Source organism: Enterobacter cloacae complex sp. 2022EL-00981 (genome assembly GCF_028737495.1).
In the GTDB taxonomy this organism is placed as follows: domain Bacteria; phylum Pseudomonadota; class Gammaproteobacteria; order Enterobacterales; family Enterobacteriaceae; genus Enterobacter; species Enterobacter cloacae.
The window spans coordinates 1-15,067 of the sequence record NZ_JAQZRK010000054.1; the positions used below are offsets into that span (position 1 = coordinate 1).

At 55.6% G+C, this 15,067-nt stretch carries 13 protein-coding genes and 1 pseudogene; 13 read left to right on the forward strand and 1 reads right to left on the reverse strand.

Annotation, left to right across the window (positions count from 1 at the left end; genetic code table 11):
• Positions 1-370: 370 nt before the first annotated feature.
• From fecI to PUZ33_RS24840, 9 genes and pseudogenes are all read left to right on the forward strand, one after another.
• The gene (fecI, locus tag PUZ33_RS24800) at positions 371-892 is read left to right on the forward strand and encodes an RNA polymerase sigma factor FecI (protein WP_016151347.1); all 522 of its coding nucleotides are present in this window, start codon (positions 371-373) and stop codon (positions 890-892) included.
• The gene (gene fecR, locus PUZ33_RS24805; protein ID WP_023304425.1) at positions 889-1,842 is read left to right on the forward strand and encodes a ferric citrate uptake sigma factor regulator FecR; all 954 of its coding nucleotides are present in this window, start codon (positions 889-891) and stop codon (positions 1,840-1,842) included. The genes fecI and fecR overlap by 4 nt, the downstream gene beginning before the upstream one ends.
• Positions 1,843-1,928: 86 nt before the next feature.
• The gene (fecA, locus tag PUZ33_RS24810; protein WP_022652364.1) at positions 1,929-4,253 is read left to right on the forward strand and encodes a TonB-dependent Fe(3+) dicitrate receptor FecA; all 2,325 of its coding nucleotides are present in this window, start codon (positions 1,929-1,931) and stop codon (positions 4,251-4,253) included.
• Between the two features lie 44 nt (positions 4,254-4,297).
• The gene (gene fecB, locus PUZ33_RS24815) at positions 4,298-5,200 is read left to right on the forward strand and encodes a Fe(3+) dicitrate ABC transporter substrate-binding protein FecB (protein WP_007898890.1); all 903 of its coding nucleotides are present in this window, start codon (positions 4,298-4,300) and stop codon (positions 5,198-5,200) included.
• Entirely contained in the window at positions 5,197-6,195 is a 999-nt protein-coding gene (fecC, locus tag PUZ33_RS24820) for an iron-dicitrate ABC transporter permease FecC (protein ID WP_004118243.1), read from the forward strand. Before fecB ends, fecC begins: the two co-directional genes overlap by 4 nt.
• Positions 6,192-7,148, forward strand: coding sequence for a Fe(3+) dicitrate ABC transporter permease subunit FecD (gene fecD / locus PUZ33_RS24825; RefSeq protein ID WP_004118246.1), 957 nt, complete (start codon positions 6,192-6,194; stop codon positions 7,146-7,148). Before fecC ends, fecD begins: the two co-directional genes overlap by 4 nt.
• The gene (gene fecE, locus PUZ33_RS24830) at positions 7,149-7,916 is read left to right on the forward strand and encodes a Fe(3+) dicitrate ABC transporter ATP-binding protein FecE (protein ID WP_004152282.1); all 768 of its coding nucleotides are present in this window, start codon (positions 7,149-7,151) and stop codon (positions 7,914-7,916) included.
• Between the two features lie 53 nt (positions 7,917-7,969).
• Entirely contained in the window at positions 7,970-8,308 is a 339-nt protein-coding gene (gene tnpB / locus PUZ33_RS24835) for an IS66 family insertion sequence element accessory protein TnpB (RefSeq protein ID WP_028018554.1), read from the forward strand.
• Between the two features lie 49 nt (positions 8,309-8,357).
• Positions 8,358-8,616: pseudogene (locus PUZ33_RS24840) on the forward strand (IS66 family transposase); the annotation flags it as partial.
• A gap of 22 nt (positions 8,617-8,638) precedes the next feature.
• On the opposite strand, the gene PUZ33_RS24845 reads toward PUZ33_RS24840, so the two are convergent.
• Positions 8,639-8,917, reverse strand: coding sequence for an EAL domain-containing protein (locus tag PUZ33_RS24845; protein WP_274205379.1), 279 nt, complete (start codon positions 8,915-8,917; stop codon positions 8,639-8,641).
• 346 nt (positions 8,918-9,263) lie between these two features.
• Between PUZ33_RS24845 and lacI the strand changes: the two genes are divergently transcribed.
• The 4 genes from lacI to PUZ33_RS24865 form a co-directional block, all read left to right on the forward strand.
• Positions 9,264-10,346 carry a DNA-binding transcriptional repressor LacI gene (gene lacI, locus PUZ33_RS24850; RefSeq protein ID WP_007851507.1) on the forward strand — a complete coding sequence of 361 codons (1,083 nt, stop codon included), beginning with the start codon at positions 9,264-9,266 and terminating at the stop codon, positions 10,344-10,346.
• Between the two features lie 121 nt (positions 10,347-10,467).
• Positions 10,468-13,542: a beta-galactosidase gene (gene lacZ / locus PUZ33_RS24855; RefSeq protein WP_007894989.1), complete on the forward strand. Its 3,075-nt coding sequence runs from the start codon at positions 10,468-10,470 to the stop codon at positions 13,540-13,542.
• Between the two features lie 51 nt (positions 13,543-13,593).
• Positions 13,594-14,847: a lactose permease gene (gene lacY, locus PUZ33_RS24860; protein WP_003846917.1), complete on the forward strand. Its 1,254-nt coding sequence runs from the start codon at positions 13,594-13,596 to the stop codon at positions 14,845-14,847.
• A gap of 65 nt (positions 14,848-14,912) precedes the next feature.
• Positions 14,913-15,067: maltose acetyltransferase domain-containing protein (locus PUZ33_RS24865; protein ID WP_021243005.1), on the forward strand; the 155-nt coding region annotated here is incomplete at its 3' end.

Genomic DNA, 15,067 nt, shown 5'->3' on the forward strand with positions numbered 1-15,067 from the left:
TTTTGAGTCATTACCCAGTTAGCAATAACCCCCGCTTGCGGGGGCCATACCCACCAGGAGCAAACGCAGAAAGCCCGAGATACTTCTGCTGTACCGGGGGCTGGCGACATTTCAGGCAACACTCATAGTTGACATCCTCCCCGCCCTAAAGGGCGGGGAGGATGTCAATAATAGCAGACCACATCATGATGTCATTCTGACCGACAGATGCCAGAAGCAGAGGATCCATCCCATTTTATACCTACCTTATAACACTTAGAAAAACAACATGTTAAAAATGTTTATTGGAAACAATTTTATTTCCAATTGTAATGATAACCATTCTCATATTAATATGGCTACGTGATAATTAACTTTTGATGCACTCCGCATGTCTGACCGTGCCACTTCCACAGCTTCCTTAACGTTCGAGTCGCTTTATGGCACCCATCACGGCTGGTTGAAAAGTTGGCTGACGCGCAAACTCCAGTCTGCCTTTGATGCAGATGACATTGCCCAGGACACTTTTTTGCGGGTAATGAGCAGCGAAACGCTCTCGACGATCCGCGATCCTCGCTCTTTCCTGTGCACTATCGCCAAACGCGTGATGGTGGACCTGTTTCGCCGAAACGCGCTGGAAAAAGCGTATCTGGAGATGCTGGCGCTTATGCCGGAGGGGGTAGCGCCTTCACCTGAGGAACGCGAAAGCCAGCTCGAGACCCTACAACTCGTCGACAGCATGCTGGACGGGCTAAACGGAAAAACACGTGAAGCGTTTCTGCTTTCGCAACTGGATGGCCTGACATACAGCGAGATTGCGCACAAACTCGGTGTTTCCGTCAGCTCCGTGAAAAAATACGTGGCGAAAGCCGTCGAGCACTGCCTGCTGTTTCGTCTGGAGCATGGGTTATGAATCCTTCGTTAACCGATTCCCGCCGTCAGGCGCTGCGTTCAGCTTCCCACTGGTATGCCGTGCTAAGCGGCGAGCGCGTCAGCCCACAACAGGAAGCGCGCTGGCAACAGTGGTATGAACAGGATCAGGATAACCAGTGGGCCTGGCAGCAGGTTGAAAACCTGCGCAACCAGCTTGGCGGTGTGCCTGGCGACGTTGCCAGCCGGGCGCTGCACGATACCCGCCTCACCCGCCGTCACGTGATGAAAGGATTACTGCTGTTGCTCGGCGCTGGCGGAGGCTGGCAACTCTGGCAGTCGGAAACCGGCGAAGGTCTGCGGGCAGATTACCGCACCGCCAAAGGCGCAGTCAGCCGTCAGCAACTGGAAGATGACTCCCTGCTCACGCTGAATACCCAAAGCGCGGCGGATGTGCGTTTTGATGCGCATCAGCGCACCGTCCGGCTCTGGTACGGTGAAATCGCCATTACTACCGCGAAAGATGCGCAGCAACGCCCCTTCCGCGTCCTGACCCGTCAGGGCCAACTCACCGCTTTAGGGACAGAATTTACCGTCCGCCAGCAGGATAATTTCACGCAGCTTGACGTGCAGCAGCACGCCGTGGAAGTGCTTCTCGCCAGTGCCCCCGCGCAAAAACGCATCGTGAACGCTGGTGAAAGCCTGCAGTTCAGCGCCTCTGAGTTTGGCGCAGTGAAACCGCTGGATGACGAGAGTACAAGCTGGACGAAGGGCATCCTGAGCTTCAGCGATAAACCGCTGGGTGAGGTGATAGCCACGCTAAGCCGTTACCGCAACGGCGTGCTGCGCTGCGATCCCGCCGTTGCCGGGCTGCGCCTGAGCGGGACGTTCCCGCTGAAAAATACCGATGCGATCCTGAACGTTATCGCTCAAACGCTTCCCGTTAAAATTCAGTCTATTACGCGGTACTGGATAAACATTTCACCGCTGTAAGAAAAATAATTCTCATTTCGATTGTCCTTTTTACCCTTCTCGTTCGACTCATAGCTGAACACAACAAAAATGATGATGGAGAAGGTATGACGCCGTTACGCGTTTTTCGTAAAACAACACCTTTGGTTAACGCCATTCGCCTGAGCCTGCTGCCGCTGGCCGGTCTCTCGTTTTCCGCTTTTGCTGCACAGGTTGATATCGCACCGGGATCGCTCGACAAAGCGCTCAATCAGTATGCCGCACACAGCGGAATTACCCTCTCGGTTGACGCCAGCCTGACGCGCGGCAAGCAGAGCAACGGCCTGCACGGAGATTACGACGTCGAGAGCGGCCTGCAACAACTGCTGGACGGCAGCGGACTGCAGGTAAAACCGCTGAGAAATAACAGCTGGACGCTGGAGACCGCGCCCGCGCCAAAAGAAGATGCCCTGACCGTGGTCGGCGACTGGCTGGGCGATGCGCGTGAAAACGACGTATTTGAACATGCTGGCGCGCGTGACGTGATCCGCCGTGAGGATTTCGCCAAAACCGGCGCAACCACCATGCGTGAGGTGCTTAACCGCATCCCTGGCGTCAGCGCGCCGGAAAACAACGGCACCGGCAGCCACGACCTGGCGATGAACTTTGGCATCCGGGGCCTGAACCCACGCCTCGCCAGCCGCTCGACCGTCCTGATGGACGGCATCCCCGTCCCCTTTGCCCCTTACGGTCAGCCGCAGCTTTCACTGGCTCCCGTTTCGCTCGGCAACATGGATGCCATTGACGTGGTGCGCGGTGGTGGTGCGGTGCGTTACGGACCGCAGAGCGTGGGCGGCGTGGTGAACTTTGTTACCCGCGCCATTCCGCAGGACTTTGGTATCGAGGCGGGGGTGGAAGGTCAGCTCAGCCCAACCTCTTCACAAAACAACCCGAAAGAGACGCACAACCTGATGGTGGGCGGCACAGCGGACAACGGTTTTGGCACCGCGCTGCTCTACTCCGGCACGCGCGGCAGTGACTGGCGCGAGCACAGCGCCACCCGCATCGACGACCTGATGCTGAAAAGCAAATATGCGCCGAATGAGGTGCACACCTTCAACAGCCTGCTGCAATATTACGATGGTGAAGCCGACATGCCCGGCGGCCTGTCCCGCGCGGATTACGACGCCGATCGCTGGCAATCCACCCGCCCGTATGACCGCTTCTGGGGCCGTCGCAAGCTGGCGAGCCTGGGCTACCAGTTCCAGCCGGACAGCCAGCATAAATTCAACATTCAGGGGTTCTACACCCAAACCCTGCGCAGCGGCTACCTGGAGCAAGGCAAACGCATCACCCTCTCGCCGCGTATCTACTGGGTGCGCGGTATTGAGCCACGCTACAGCCAGAGCTTTATGATCGGCCCTTCCGCGCACGAAGTGGGCGTGGGCTATCGCTATGTGAATGAATCAACGCATGAAATGCGTTACTACACCGCCACCAGCAGCGGGCAGTTGCCGTCCGGCTCAAGCCCTTACGACCGCGACACGCGTTCCGGCACCGAGGCGCACGCCTGGTATCTGGATGACAAAATCGACATCGGCAACTGGACCATCACGCCGGGTATGCGTTTCGAACATATCGAGTCATACCAGAACAACGCCATCAAAGGCACGCACGAAGAGGTGAGCTATAACGCACCGCTTCCGGCGTTGAACGTGCTCTATCACCTGACTGATAGCTGGAATCTTTATGCAAACACTGAAGGCTCGTTCGGCACCGTACAGTACAGCCAGATTGGCAAGGCTGTGCAAAGCGGCAATGTGGAACCGGAAAAAGCGCGAACCTGGGAACTCGGTACCCGCTACGATGACGGCGCGCTGACGGCGGAAATGGGGCTGTTCCTGATTAACTTTAACAATCAGTACGACTCCAACCAGACCAACGACACCGTCACTGCACGTGGCAAAACGCGCCATACCGGGCTGGAAACGCAGGCACGTTACGACCTGGGTACGCTAACGCCAACGCTTGATAACGTTTCCGTCTACGCCAGCTATGCGTATGTGAACGCGGAAATCCGCGAGAAAGGCGACACCTATGGCAATCAGGTGCCATTCTCCCCGAAACATAAAGGCACGCTGGGCGTGGACTACAAGCCGGGCAACTGGACGTTCAATCTGAACAGCGATTTCCAGTCCAGCCAGTTTGCGGATAACGCCAATACGGTGAAAGAGAGCGCCGACGGCAGTACCGGCCGCATTCCCGGCTTCATGCTCTGGGGCGCACGCGTGGCGTATGACTTTGGCCCGCAGATGGCAGATCTGAACCTGGCGTTCGGTGTGAAAAACATCTTCGACCAGGACTACTTCATCCGCTCTTATGACGACAACAACAAAGGCATCTACGCAGGCCAGCCGCGCACGCTGTATATGCAGGGGTCGTTGAAGTTCTGATGTGTTAACGCCCGGCTTGCCGGGCTTTTAGCTGGAATGTGACTATGTTGGCATTTATCCGTTTTCTTTTTGCAGGCCTGCTGCTGGTGATCGGCCACGCCTTTGCCGCCACGGTTCAGGACGAACACGGCACGTTTACACTCGATAAAACGCCACAACGGATTGTGGTGCTGGAACTCTCGTTCGCCGATGCGCTGGCCGCCGTGGACGTCAGCCCGATCGGTATTGCCGACGATAACGATGCAAAACGCATCCTGCCCGAAGTGCGTGCGCACCTGAAACCGTGGCAGTCCGTCGGAACGCGCGCGCAGCCGAGCCTGGAAGCCATTGCTGCCCTGAAACCAGACCTGATCATTGCCGACAGCAGTCGCCATGCGGGGATTTACACTGCCTTGCAGCAAATCGCGCCGGTACTGCTGCTTAAGTCCCGCAACGAAACCTACGCTGAAAATTTGCACTCAGCGGCTATCATCGGCGAAGTGGTAGGTAAAAAACGAGAGATGCAGGCGCGTCTGGAACAACATAAAGAGAAGATGGCGCAGTGGTCCAGCCAGCTTCCCACAGGGACACGCGTGGCCTTTGGCACATCACGCGAACAGCTATTCAACCTGCATACCCAGGAGACCTGGACCGGCAGCGTGCTGGCTTCTCTGGGGCTGAACGTTCCCGCTGCGATGGCGGGCGCGTCCATGCCGTCCATCGGCCTGGAGCAACTGCTGGCGGTCAATCCTGCCTGGCTGCTGGTTGCCCACTATCGCGAAGAGAGCATTGTTAAACGCTGGCAACAAGATCCGCTCTGGCAGATATTAACCGCCGCGCAGAAGCAGCAGGTTGCTTCAGTCGACAGTAACGCCTGGGCGCGGATGCGCGGTATTTTTGCCGCAGAGCGTATTGCCGCTGACACGGTAAAAATCTTCCACCATCAGCCGCTTACCGATGTGAAATGACCGCGCTAAAACACCCGGTGCTGCTGTGGGGGCTTCCCGTTGCAGTACTTATTATTATTTTCTGGCTGAGTCTGTTTTGCTACTCGGCCATTCCTGTTTCCGGAGCAGACGCAATCCGCGCCCTGCTGCCTGGACACACGCCAACGCTACCAGAAGCGCTGGTGCAAAACCTTCGTTTGCCGCGAAGCCTGGTCGCCGTTCTGATCGGCGCAAGCCTGGCGCTCGCGGGCACGCTGCTGCAAACCCTGACCCACAACCCAATGGCCTCTCCTTCACTGCTCGGCATTAACAGCGGCGCGGCGCTGGCTATGGCGCTTACCAGCGCGCTGAGTCCGACGCCGGTTGCAGGCTATTCCCTGTCGTTCATCGCGGCATGCGGGGGCGGCGTGAGCTGGCTGCTGGTCATGACCGCAGGAGGCGGGTTTCGTCATACCCAGGACAGAAACAAACTGATCCTCGCGGGTATCGCGCTGTCGGCCTTTTGTATGGCCCTGACCCGCATCACCCTGCTGCTGGCCGAAGATCATGCTTACGGCATCTTTTACTGGCTGGCAGGCGGAGTGTCCCACGCCCACTGGCAGGATGTCTGGCAGCTCTTGCCGGTGGTGGTCACTGCAGTCCCTGTCGTGTTGCTGCTGGCGAATCAACTGAACCTGCTCAACGTCAGCGACAGTACCGCCCATACGCTGGGAGTGAACCTGCCGAGACTACGTTTGATCATCAATATGTTAGTGCTGCTTCTGGTTGGCGCGTGCGTCAGTGTGGCAGGTCCGGTGGCGTTTATCGGCCTGCTGGTGCCACATCTGGCGCGCTTCTGGGCAGGCTTCGATCAGCGCAACGTACTGCCGGTGAGCATGCTGCTGGGGGCCACGCTGATGCTGATGGCAGATGTACTCGCACGCGCGCTGGCCTTCCCCGGCGATCTGCCCGCAGGCGCAGTGCTGGCGCTGATTGGCAGTCCTTGCTTTGTCTGGCTGGTGAGGAGGCGAGGATGAAAATTGCGCTGGTCATTTTCATCACCCTTGCCCTGGCAGGTTGTGCGCTGTTATCACTCCATATGGGGGTGATCCCCGTGCCGTGGCGCGCGCTGCTGACCGACTGGCAGGACGGACGCGAGCATTATTATGTATTGATGGAGTACCGACTGCCGCGCTTGCTGCTGGCACTGTTTGTCGGTGCAGCCCTCGCCGTGGCGGGCGTGCTGGTACAGGGGATTGTGCGTAACCCGCTAGCATCACCGGATATTCTCGGCATTAACCATGCCGCCAGCCTTGCCTCTGTGGGAGCACTGCTTCTTATGCCATCACTATCCGTGATGGTGCTGCCGCTGCTGGCCTTTGCGGGCGGTATGGCGGGGTTGATCTTGCTGAAGATGCTGGCAAAGACCCACCAGCCGATGAAGCTGGCGCTCACCGGCGTGGCGCTTTCCGCCTGCTGGGCGAGCCTGACGGATTACCTGATGCTCCTGCACCCGCAGGATGTAAACAGTGCCCTGCTGTGGCTGACGGGTAGCTTATGGGGGCGCGACTGGCACTTTGTGAAGATTGCCGTGCCGTTGCTCATTCTGTTTTTGCCGCTGAGCCTGCGCTTTTGTCGCGATCTCGACCTGCTGGCGCTGGGCGATGCACGAGCAGCCACGCTCGGCGTGTCGGTTCAGCGCACCCGGTTCCAGGGGCTGATGCTGGCTGTCGCGATGACAGCAACCGGCGTGGCCGTCTGTGGCCCGATAAGTTTTATTGGTCTCGTCGTGCCGCACATGGTGCGCAGGATCGCCGGCGGGCGTCACCGCTGGCTGATGCCCGTTTCGGCCCTGACGGGCGCGTTGTTGCTGGTCATTGCCGATCTGCTGGCACGAATCATTCATCCGCCGCTGGAGCTTCCGGCAGGCGTGCTGACCGCCATTATCGGCGCACCGTGGTTTGTCTGGCTGCTTGTGAGAATGCGATAAATGAGATTACGTACTGAAAATCTGACCGTCAGCTATGGCGCACAAACCGTGCTGGATGGACTTTCTCTCGCCCTGCCTGCCGGAAAAATCACGGCCCTGCTCGGCCCTAACGGTTGCGGGAAATCGACGCTGTTGAACTGTTTTTCTCGCCTGTTAACACCAGACTCTGGCGAGATATTGCTTGATGAAAAACCCATAGCCGGTTTTTCCGCCCGCCAGCTGGCTCGCCGCCTGGCTTTACTGCCGCAACACCATTTATCCCCCGAGGGGATCACTGTACGGGAACTGGTTTCCTACGGCCGCAGCCCGTGGCTGTCGTTGTGGGGGCGACTCTCCGCGGAAGACAACGAGCGGGTCAACGTGGCAATGAGTCAGACCCGGACGCGCAATCTGGCTGACCGCAGGTTAACCCAGCTTTCCGGCGGCCAGCGCCAGCGTGCGTTTCTGGCGATGGTGCTGGCACAGGATACCCCACTCATTCTTCTTGATGAGCCTACGACCTACCTCGATATCAATCATCAGGTTGAACTGATGCGCCTGATGGTTGAACTCAAAAGGCAGGGGAAAACCGTAGTGACGGTACTCCACGATCTGAATCAGGCCAGCCGCTATTGCGATCATCTGGTGGTACTGGCAAGCGGTCGCGTGATGGCGCAAGGTGCTCCGGAAGCAGTGATGAAACCAGAGCTTCTAAAGACGGTGTTCAGCGTAGAAGCGGAAATCCATCCCGAACCGGTATCTGGCAGACCCATGTGTGTGGTGAAGTAGTCTGGCGAAGTCATAAGGATCATCACAGGACAGATAAAGGAAGTGATAACCACCTGCCAACAGGCACCAAAATCTGGCTGGTTGCCGGTATCACCGACATGCGCAACGGCTTCAATGGTCTCGCCGCAAAGGTGCAGACGATGCTGAAAGATGACCCGATATCCGGCCATGTCTTCATCTTCCGGGGCCGCAGCGGCAGTAAGGTCAAACTGCTGTGGTCCACCGGCGACGGGCTGTGCCTGCTGACCAAACGGCTGGAACGCGGCCGCTTCGCCTGGCCCTCTGCCCGCGATGGCAAAGTGTTCCTGACCCCGGCGCAGCTGGCAATGCTTCTGGAAGGCATCGACTGGCGGCAGCCTAAAAGACTGCTTACGTCCCTGACCATGTTGTAGGCCTCTTTATCCTGGTTGTCGTTGAATAAGCCTGGTAAAATGCGGGCTTATGAACAACACCTCCCCCTGACGACATCCTTCTGCTGAAACAGCGCCTGTCCGAACAGGAAGCGCTGAACCGCGCCCTGCTGGAAAAGCAGGCCGACCGGGAGCGCGAAATAGACCATCTGCAGGCGCAGCTGGATAAGATTCGCCGGATGAACTTCGGCAGTCGTTCTGAATAAATCTCCCGCCGCATCGCGCAGATAGAAGCCGACCTGAACCGGCTTCAGACAGAAAGCGATACGCTGACGGGTCGGGTTGCCGATACGGGCCGGGCCCCGTATCGTTTTAACCCTGAATATTCATCGCAGATATTGTTTCGGGTTTTCCGGTATACCAGCCCTGAACTAGGTAACCGGGGCCAAGAGAACGGACGAATTCAAACTGTCCTGGCGTTTCCACCCCTTCAAACACCAGTGGTTTGCCAGTACCACGTAACCCTTTCACCACAGAAACAAGTAGCGCTCGCTTCACCGGGTCATCAATATTGGCAATAAAAATACGGTTTATTTTTATCTCATCGAAATCCAGTACCGTCAGCCATTCAATATGGGGGCCGCTTGGCAAACGGAAAATATCCTACGTTAAGCCTGTTTCTTTAGCTGGCATTACAAAAAGCGAGCGTCTGCATGGTACAGACAGACACCCGAATACGATAAAAATGAGACGAAAAAAACGGTAATGCTGTCAACCTGTTGATGACTATTTTAATCTGTAGTCATTCAATCCTTGTAACATCAGGATGATCCTGGTGTCAGTGAAAATACGAAATCAACACGTTGGTATCATTACCCACCTGTGAACTGACGTCGGCATTTTGAATCTCACTTCGGCGTGCCCCCTCCGAATGGCGCAAAACATTTCGTGGTATGGCATGATAGCACCCGAAGAGAGTCAATTCAGGGTGGTAAATGTGAAACCAGTAACGCTATACGATGTCGCAGAGTATGCCGGTGTCTCTTATCAGACCGTTTCCCGCGTGGTGAACCAGGCCAGCCACGTCTCTGCGAAAACGCGGGAAAAGGTGGAAGCGGCGATGGCGCAGCTGAACTACATTCCCAACCGCGTGGCACAACAACTGGCGGGGAAACAGTCGTTGCTGATTGGCGTTGCTACCTCCAGTCTGGCCCTGCACGCGCCGTCGCAAATTGTCGCGGCGATTAAATCTCGCGCCGATCAACTGGGTGCCAGCGTGGTGGTGTCGATGGTAGAACGAAGCGGCGTCGAAGCCTGTAAAGCGGCGGTGCACAATCTTCTCGCGCAACGCGTCAGTGGGCTGATCATTAACTATCCGCTGGATGACCAGGATGCCATTGCTGTGGAAGCTGCCTGCGCTAATGTTCCGGCGTTATTTCTTGATGTCTCTGACCAGACTCCCATCAACAGTATTATTTTCTCCCATGAAGACGGTACGCGACTGGGCGTGGAGCATCTGGTCGCATTGGGTCACCAGCAAATCGCGCTGTTAGCGGGCCCATTAAGTTCTGTCTCGGCGCGTCTGCGTCTGGCGGGCTGGCATAAATATCTCACTCGCAATCAAATTCATCCGATAGCGGAACGGGAAGGCGACTGGAGTGCCATGTCCGGTTTTCAACAAACCATGCAAATGCTAAATGAGGGCATCGTTCCCACTGCGATGCTGGTTGCCAACGATCAGATGGCGCTGGGCGCAATGCGCGCCATTACCGAGTCCGGGTTGCGCGTTGGTGCGGATATCTCGGTAGTGGGATACGACGATACCGAAGACAGCTCGTGTTATATCCCGCCGTTAACCACCATCAAACAGGATTTTCGCCTGCTGGGGCAAACCAGCGTGGACCGCTTGCTGAAACTCTCTCAGGGCCAGGCGGTGAAGAGCAATCAGCTGTTGCCCGTCTCACTGGTGAAAAGAAAAACCACCCTGGCGCCCAATACGCAAACCACCTCTCCCCGCACGTTGGCAGATTCCTTAATGCAGCTGGCACGACAAGTTTCCCGACTTGAAAGCGGGCAGTGAGCGCAACGCAATTAATGTGAGTCAGCTCACTCATTAGGCACCCCAGGCTTTACACTCTATGTGTCCGGCTCGTATGTTATGCGAAAATGTGAGCGGATAACAATTCACGCAGGATACAACTATGACAATGATTACGGATTCACTGGCCGTCGTATTACAACGTCGTGACTGGGAAAACCCTGGCGTTACCCAACTTAATCGCCTTGCGGCACATCCCCCTTTCGCCAGCTGGCGTAATAGCGAAGAGGCTCGCACCGATCGCCCTTCCCAAGAGTCGCGCAGCCTGAATGGTGAATGGCGCTTTGCCTGGTTTCCGGCACCAGAAGCGGTACCAGAAAGCTGGCTGGAGCGCGATCTTCCTGACGCCGATACTGTCATCGTCCCCTCAAACTGGCAGATGCACGGTTACGATGCGCCTATCTACACCAACGTGACCTATCCCATTGCGGTCAATCCGCCGTATGTTCCCACGGAGAATCCGACGGGTTGTTACTCGCTCACATTTAATGTTGATGAAAGCTGGCTACAGGAAGGCCAGACGCGAATTATTTTTGATGGTGTTAACTCGGCGTTTCATTTGTGGTGCAACGGGCGCTGGGTCGGTTACGGACAGGACAGTCGTTTGCCGTCTGAATTTGACCTGAGCGCATTTTTACACGCCGGAGAAAACCGCCTCGCGGTGATGGTGCTGCGCTGGAGTGACGGCAGTTATCTGGAAGATCAGGATATGTGGCGGATGAGCGGCATTTTCCGTGACGTCTCGTTGCTGCATAAACCGAGCACGCAAATCAGCGATTTCCATGTAGCCACTCACTTTAATGATGATTTCAGCCGCGCTGTACTGGAGGCAGACGTTCAGATGTACGGCGAGCTGCGCGATGAGCTGCGGGTGACGGTTTCTTTGTGGCAGGGTGAAACGCAGGTCGCCAGCGGCACCGCGCCTTTCGGCGGTGAAATTATCGATGAGCGTGGTGGTTATGCCGATCACGTCACCCTACGTCTGAACGTCGAAAACCCGAAACTGTGGAGCGCCGAAATCCCGAATCTCTATCGTGCGGTGGTTGAACTGCACACCGCCGACGGCACGCTGATTGAAGCAGAAGCCTGCGATGTCGGTTTCCGCGAGGTGCGGATTGAAAATGGTCTGCTGCTGCTGAACGGCAAGCCGTTGCTGATTCGCGGCGTTAACCGTCACGAGCATCATCCTCTGCATGGTCAGGTCATGGATGAGCAGACGATGGTGCAGGATATCCTGCTGATGAAGCAGAACAACTTTAACGCCGTGCGCTGTTCGCATTATCCGAACCATCCGCTGTGGTACACGCTGTGCGACCACTACGGCCTGTATGTGGTGGATGAAGCCAACATTGAAACCCACGGCATGGTGCCAATGAATCGTCTGACCGATGATCCGCGCTGGCTACCCGCGATGAGCGAACGCGTAACGCGAATGGTGCAGCGCGATCGTAATCACCCGAGTGTGATCATCTGGTCGCTGGGGAATGAATCAGGCCACGGCGCTAATCACGACGCACTCTATCGCTGGATCAAATCTGTCGATCCTTCCCGCCCGGTACAGTATGAAGGCGGCGGAGCCGACACCTTCGCAACCGATATTATTTGCCCGATGTACGCGCGCGTGGATGAAGACCAGCCCTTCCCGGCTGTGCCGAAATGGTCCATCAAAAAATGGCTTTCGTTGCCTGGAGAGACGCGCCCGCTGATCCTTTGCGAATACGCCCACGCGATGGGTAACAGTCTTGGCGGCTTCGCTAAATACTGGCAGGCGTTTCGTCAGTACCCCCGTTTACAGGGCGGCTTCGTCTGGGACTGGGTGGATCAGTCGCTGATTAAATATGATGAAAATGGCAATCCGTGGTCGGCTTACGGCGGTGATTTTGGCGATACGCCGAATGATCGCCAGTTCTGCATGAACGGTCTGGTCTTTGCAGACCGCACGCCGCATCCGGCGCTGACGGAAGCAAAACACCAGCAGCAGTTTTTCCAGTTCAGTTTATCCGGGCGAACCATCGAAGTGACCAGCGAATACCTGTTCCGTCATAGCGATAACGAGCTCCTGCACTGGATGGTGGCGCTGGATGGCAAGCCGCTGGCAAGCGGTGAAGTGCCTCTGGATGTCGCTCCACAAGGTAAACAGTTGATTGAACTGCCTGAACTACCGCAGCCGGAGAGCGCCGGACAACTCTGGCTAACGGTTCACGTAGTGCAACCGAACGCGACCACATGGTCAGCAGCCGGACACATCAGCGCCTGGCAGCAGTGGCGTCTGGCGGAAAACCTCAGCGTGACACTCCCCTCCGCGCCCCACGCCATCCCGCAACTGACCACCAGCGAAACGGATTTTTGCATCGAGCTGGATAATAAGCGTTGGCAATTTAACCGCCAGTCAGGCTTTCTTTCACAGATGTGGATTGGCGATAAAAAACAACTGCTGACGCCGCTGCGCGATCAGTTCACCCGCGCACCGCTGGATAACGACATTGGCGTAAGTGAAGCGACCCGCATTGACCCTAACGCCTGGGTCGAACGCTGGAAGGCGGCGGGCCATTACCAGGCCGAAGCAGCGTTGTTGCAGTGCACGGCAGATACGCTTGCCGACGCGGTGCTGATTACCACGGTCCACGCGTGGCAGCATCAGGGGAAAACCTTATTTATCAGCCGGAAAACCTACCGGATTGATGGAAGTGGTCAAATGGCGATTACCGTTGATGTTGAAGTGGCGAGCAATACGCCACATCCGGCGCGGATTGGCCTGACCTGCCAGCTGGCGCAGGTAGCAGAGCGGGTAAACTGGCTCGGATTAGGGCCGCAAGAAAACTATCCCGACCGCCTTACTGCGGCCTGTTTTGACCGCTGGGATCTGCCATTGTCAGACATGTATACCCCGTACGTCTTCCCGAGCGAAAACGGTCTGCGCTGCGGGACGCGCGAATTGAATTATGGCCCACACCAGTGGCGCGGCGACTTCCAGTTCAACATCAGCCGCTACAGTCAACAGCAACTGATGGAAACCAGCCATCGCCATCTGCTGCACGCGGAAGAAGGCACATGGCTGAATATCGACGGTTTCCATATGGGGATTGGTGGCGACGACTCCTGGAGCCCGTCAGTGTCGGCGGAATTCCACCTTAGCGCCGGTAGCTACCATTACCAGTTGCTCTGGTGTCAAAAATAATAATAACCGGGCAGGCCATGTCTGCCCGTATTTCGCGTAAGGAAATCCATTATGTACTATTTAAAAAACACAAACTTTTGGATGTTCGGTTTATTCTTTTTCTTTTACTTTTTTATCATGGGAGCCTACTTCCCGTTTTTCCCGATTTGGCTACATGACATCAACCATATCAGCAAAAGTGATACGGGTATTATTTTTGCCGCTATTTCTCTGTTCTCGCTATTATTCCAACCGCTGTTTGGTCTGCTTTCTGACAAACTCGGGCTGCGCAAATACCTGCTGTGGATTATTACCGGCATGTTAGTGATGTTTGCGCCGTTCTTTATTTTTATCTTCGGGCCACTGTTACAATACAACATTTTAGTAGGATCGATTGTTGGTGGTATTTATCTAGGCTTTTGTTTTAACGCCGGTGCGCCAGCAGTAGAGGCATTTATCGAGAAAGTCAGCCGTCGCAGTAATTTCGAATATGGTCGCGCGCGGATGTTTGGCTGTGTTGGCTGGGCGCTGTGTGCCTCGATTGTCGGCATCATGTTCACCATCAATAATCAGTTTGTTTTCTGGCTGGGTTCTGGCTGTGCATTCATCCTCGCCGTTTTACTCTTTTTCGCCAAAACGGATGCGCCCTCTTCTGCCACGGTTGCCAATGCGGTAGGTGCCAACCATTCGGCATTTAGCCTTAAGCTGGCGCTGGAACTGTTCAGACAGCCAAAACTGTGGTTTTTGTCACTGTATGTTATTGGCGTTTCCTGCACCTACGATGTTTTTGACCAACAGTTTGCTAATTTCTTTACTTCGTTCTTTGCTACCGGTGAACAGGGTACGCGGGTATTTGGCTACGTAACGACAATGGGCGAATTACTTAACGCCTCGATTATGTTTTTTGCGCCACTGATCATTAATCGCATCGGTGGGAAAAACGCCCTGCTGCTGGCTGGCACTATTATGTCAGTACGTATTATTGGCTCATCGTTCGCTACCTCAGCACTGGAAGTGGTTATTCTGAAAACGCTGCATATGTTTGAAGTACCGTTCCTGCTGGTGGGCTGCTTTAAATATATTACCAGCCAGTTTGAAGTGCGTTTTTCAGCGACGATTTATCTGGTCTGTTTCTGCTTCTTTAAGCAACTGGCGATGATTTTTATGTCTATTCTGGCGGGCAATATGTATGAAAGCATCGGTTTCCAGGGCGCTTACCTGGTGCTGGGTCTGGTGGCGCTGGGCTTCACCTTAATTTCCGTGTTCACGCTTAGCGGCCCCGGCCCACTTTCTCTGCTGCGTCGCCAGGTGAATGAAGTCGCTTAAGAAATTAATGTCGGATACGGCGCGAGCGCCTTATCCGACCAACTTATCAGGACGGAATGTTAAAAATGAACATGTCGATGACAGAAAAAATAAAAGCAGGCAAGCTATTTACCGATATGTGCGAAGGCTTACCTGAAAAAAGACTTCGTGGGAAAACATTAATGTATGAGTTCAATCACTCGCATCCATCAGAAGTTGAAAAAAGGGTAATGACTCCAAC

What these genes read in the sequence shown, in the direction of transcription:
- fecI (WP_016151347.1), top strand. Translation starts at nt 371, where the DNA reads ATGTCTGACCGTGCCACTTCCACAGCTTCCTTAACGTTCGAGTCGCTT.
- fecR (WP_023304425.1), top strand. Translation starts at nt 889, where the DNA reads ATGAATCCTTCGTTAACCGATTCCCGCCGTCAGGCGCTGCGTTCAGCT.
- fecA (WP_022652364.1), top strand. Translation starts at nt 1,929, where the DNA reads ATGACGCCGTTACGCGTTTTTCGTAAAACAACACCTTTGGTTAACGCC.
- fecB (WP_007898890.1), top strand. Translation starts at nt 4,298, where the DNA reads ATGTTGGCATTTATCCGTTTTCTTTTTGCAGGCCTGCTGCTGGTGATC.
- fecC (WP_004118243.1), top strand. Translation starts at nt 5,197, where the DNA reads ATGACCGCGCTAAAACACCCGGTGCTGCTGTGGGGGCTTCCCGTTGCA.
- fecD (WP_004118246.1), top strand. Translation starts at nt 6,192, where the DNA reads ATGAAAATTGCGCTGGTCATTTTCATCACCCTTGCCCTGGCAGGTTGT.
- fecE (WP_004152282.1), top strand. Translation starts at nt 7,149, where the DNA reads ATGAGATTACGTACTGAAAATCTGACCGTCAGCTATGGCGCACAAACC.
- lacZ (WP_007894989.1), top strand. Translation starts at nt 10,468, where the DNA reads ATGACAATGATTACGGATTCACTGGCCGTCGTATTACAACGTCGTGAC.
- lacY (WP_003846917.1), top strand. Translation starts at nt 13,594, where the DNA reads ATGTACTATTTAAAAAACACAAACTTTTGGATGTTCGGTTTATTCTTT.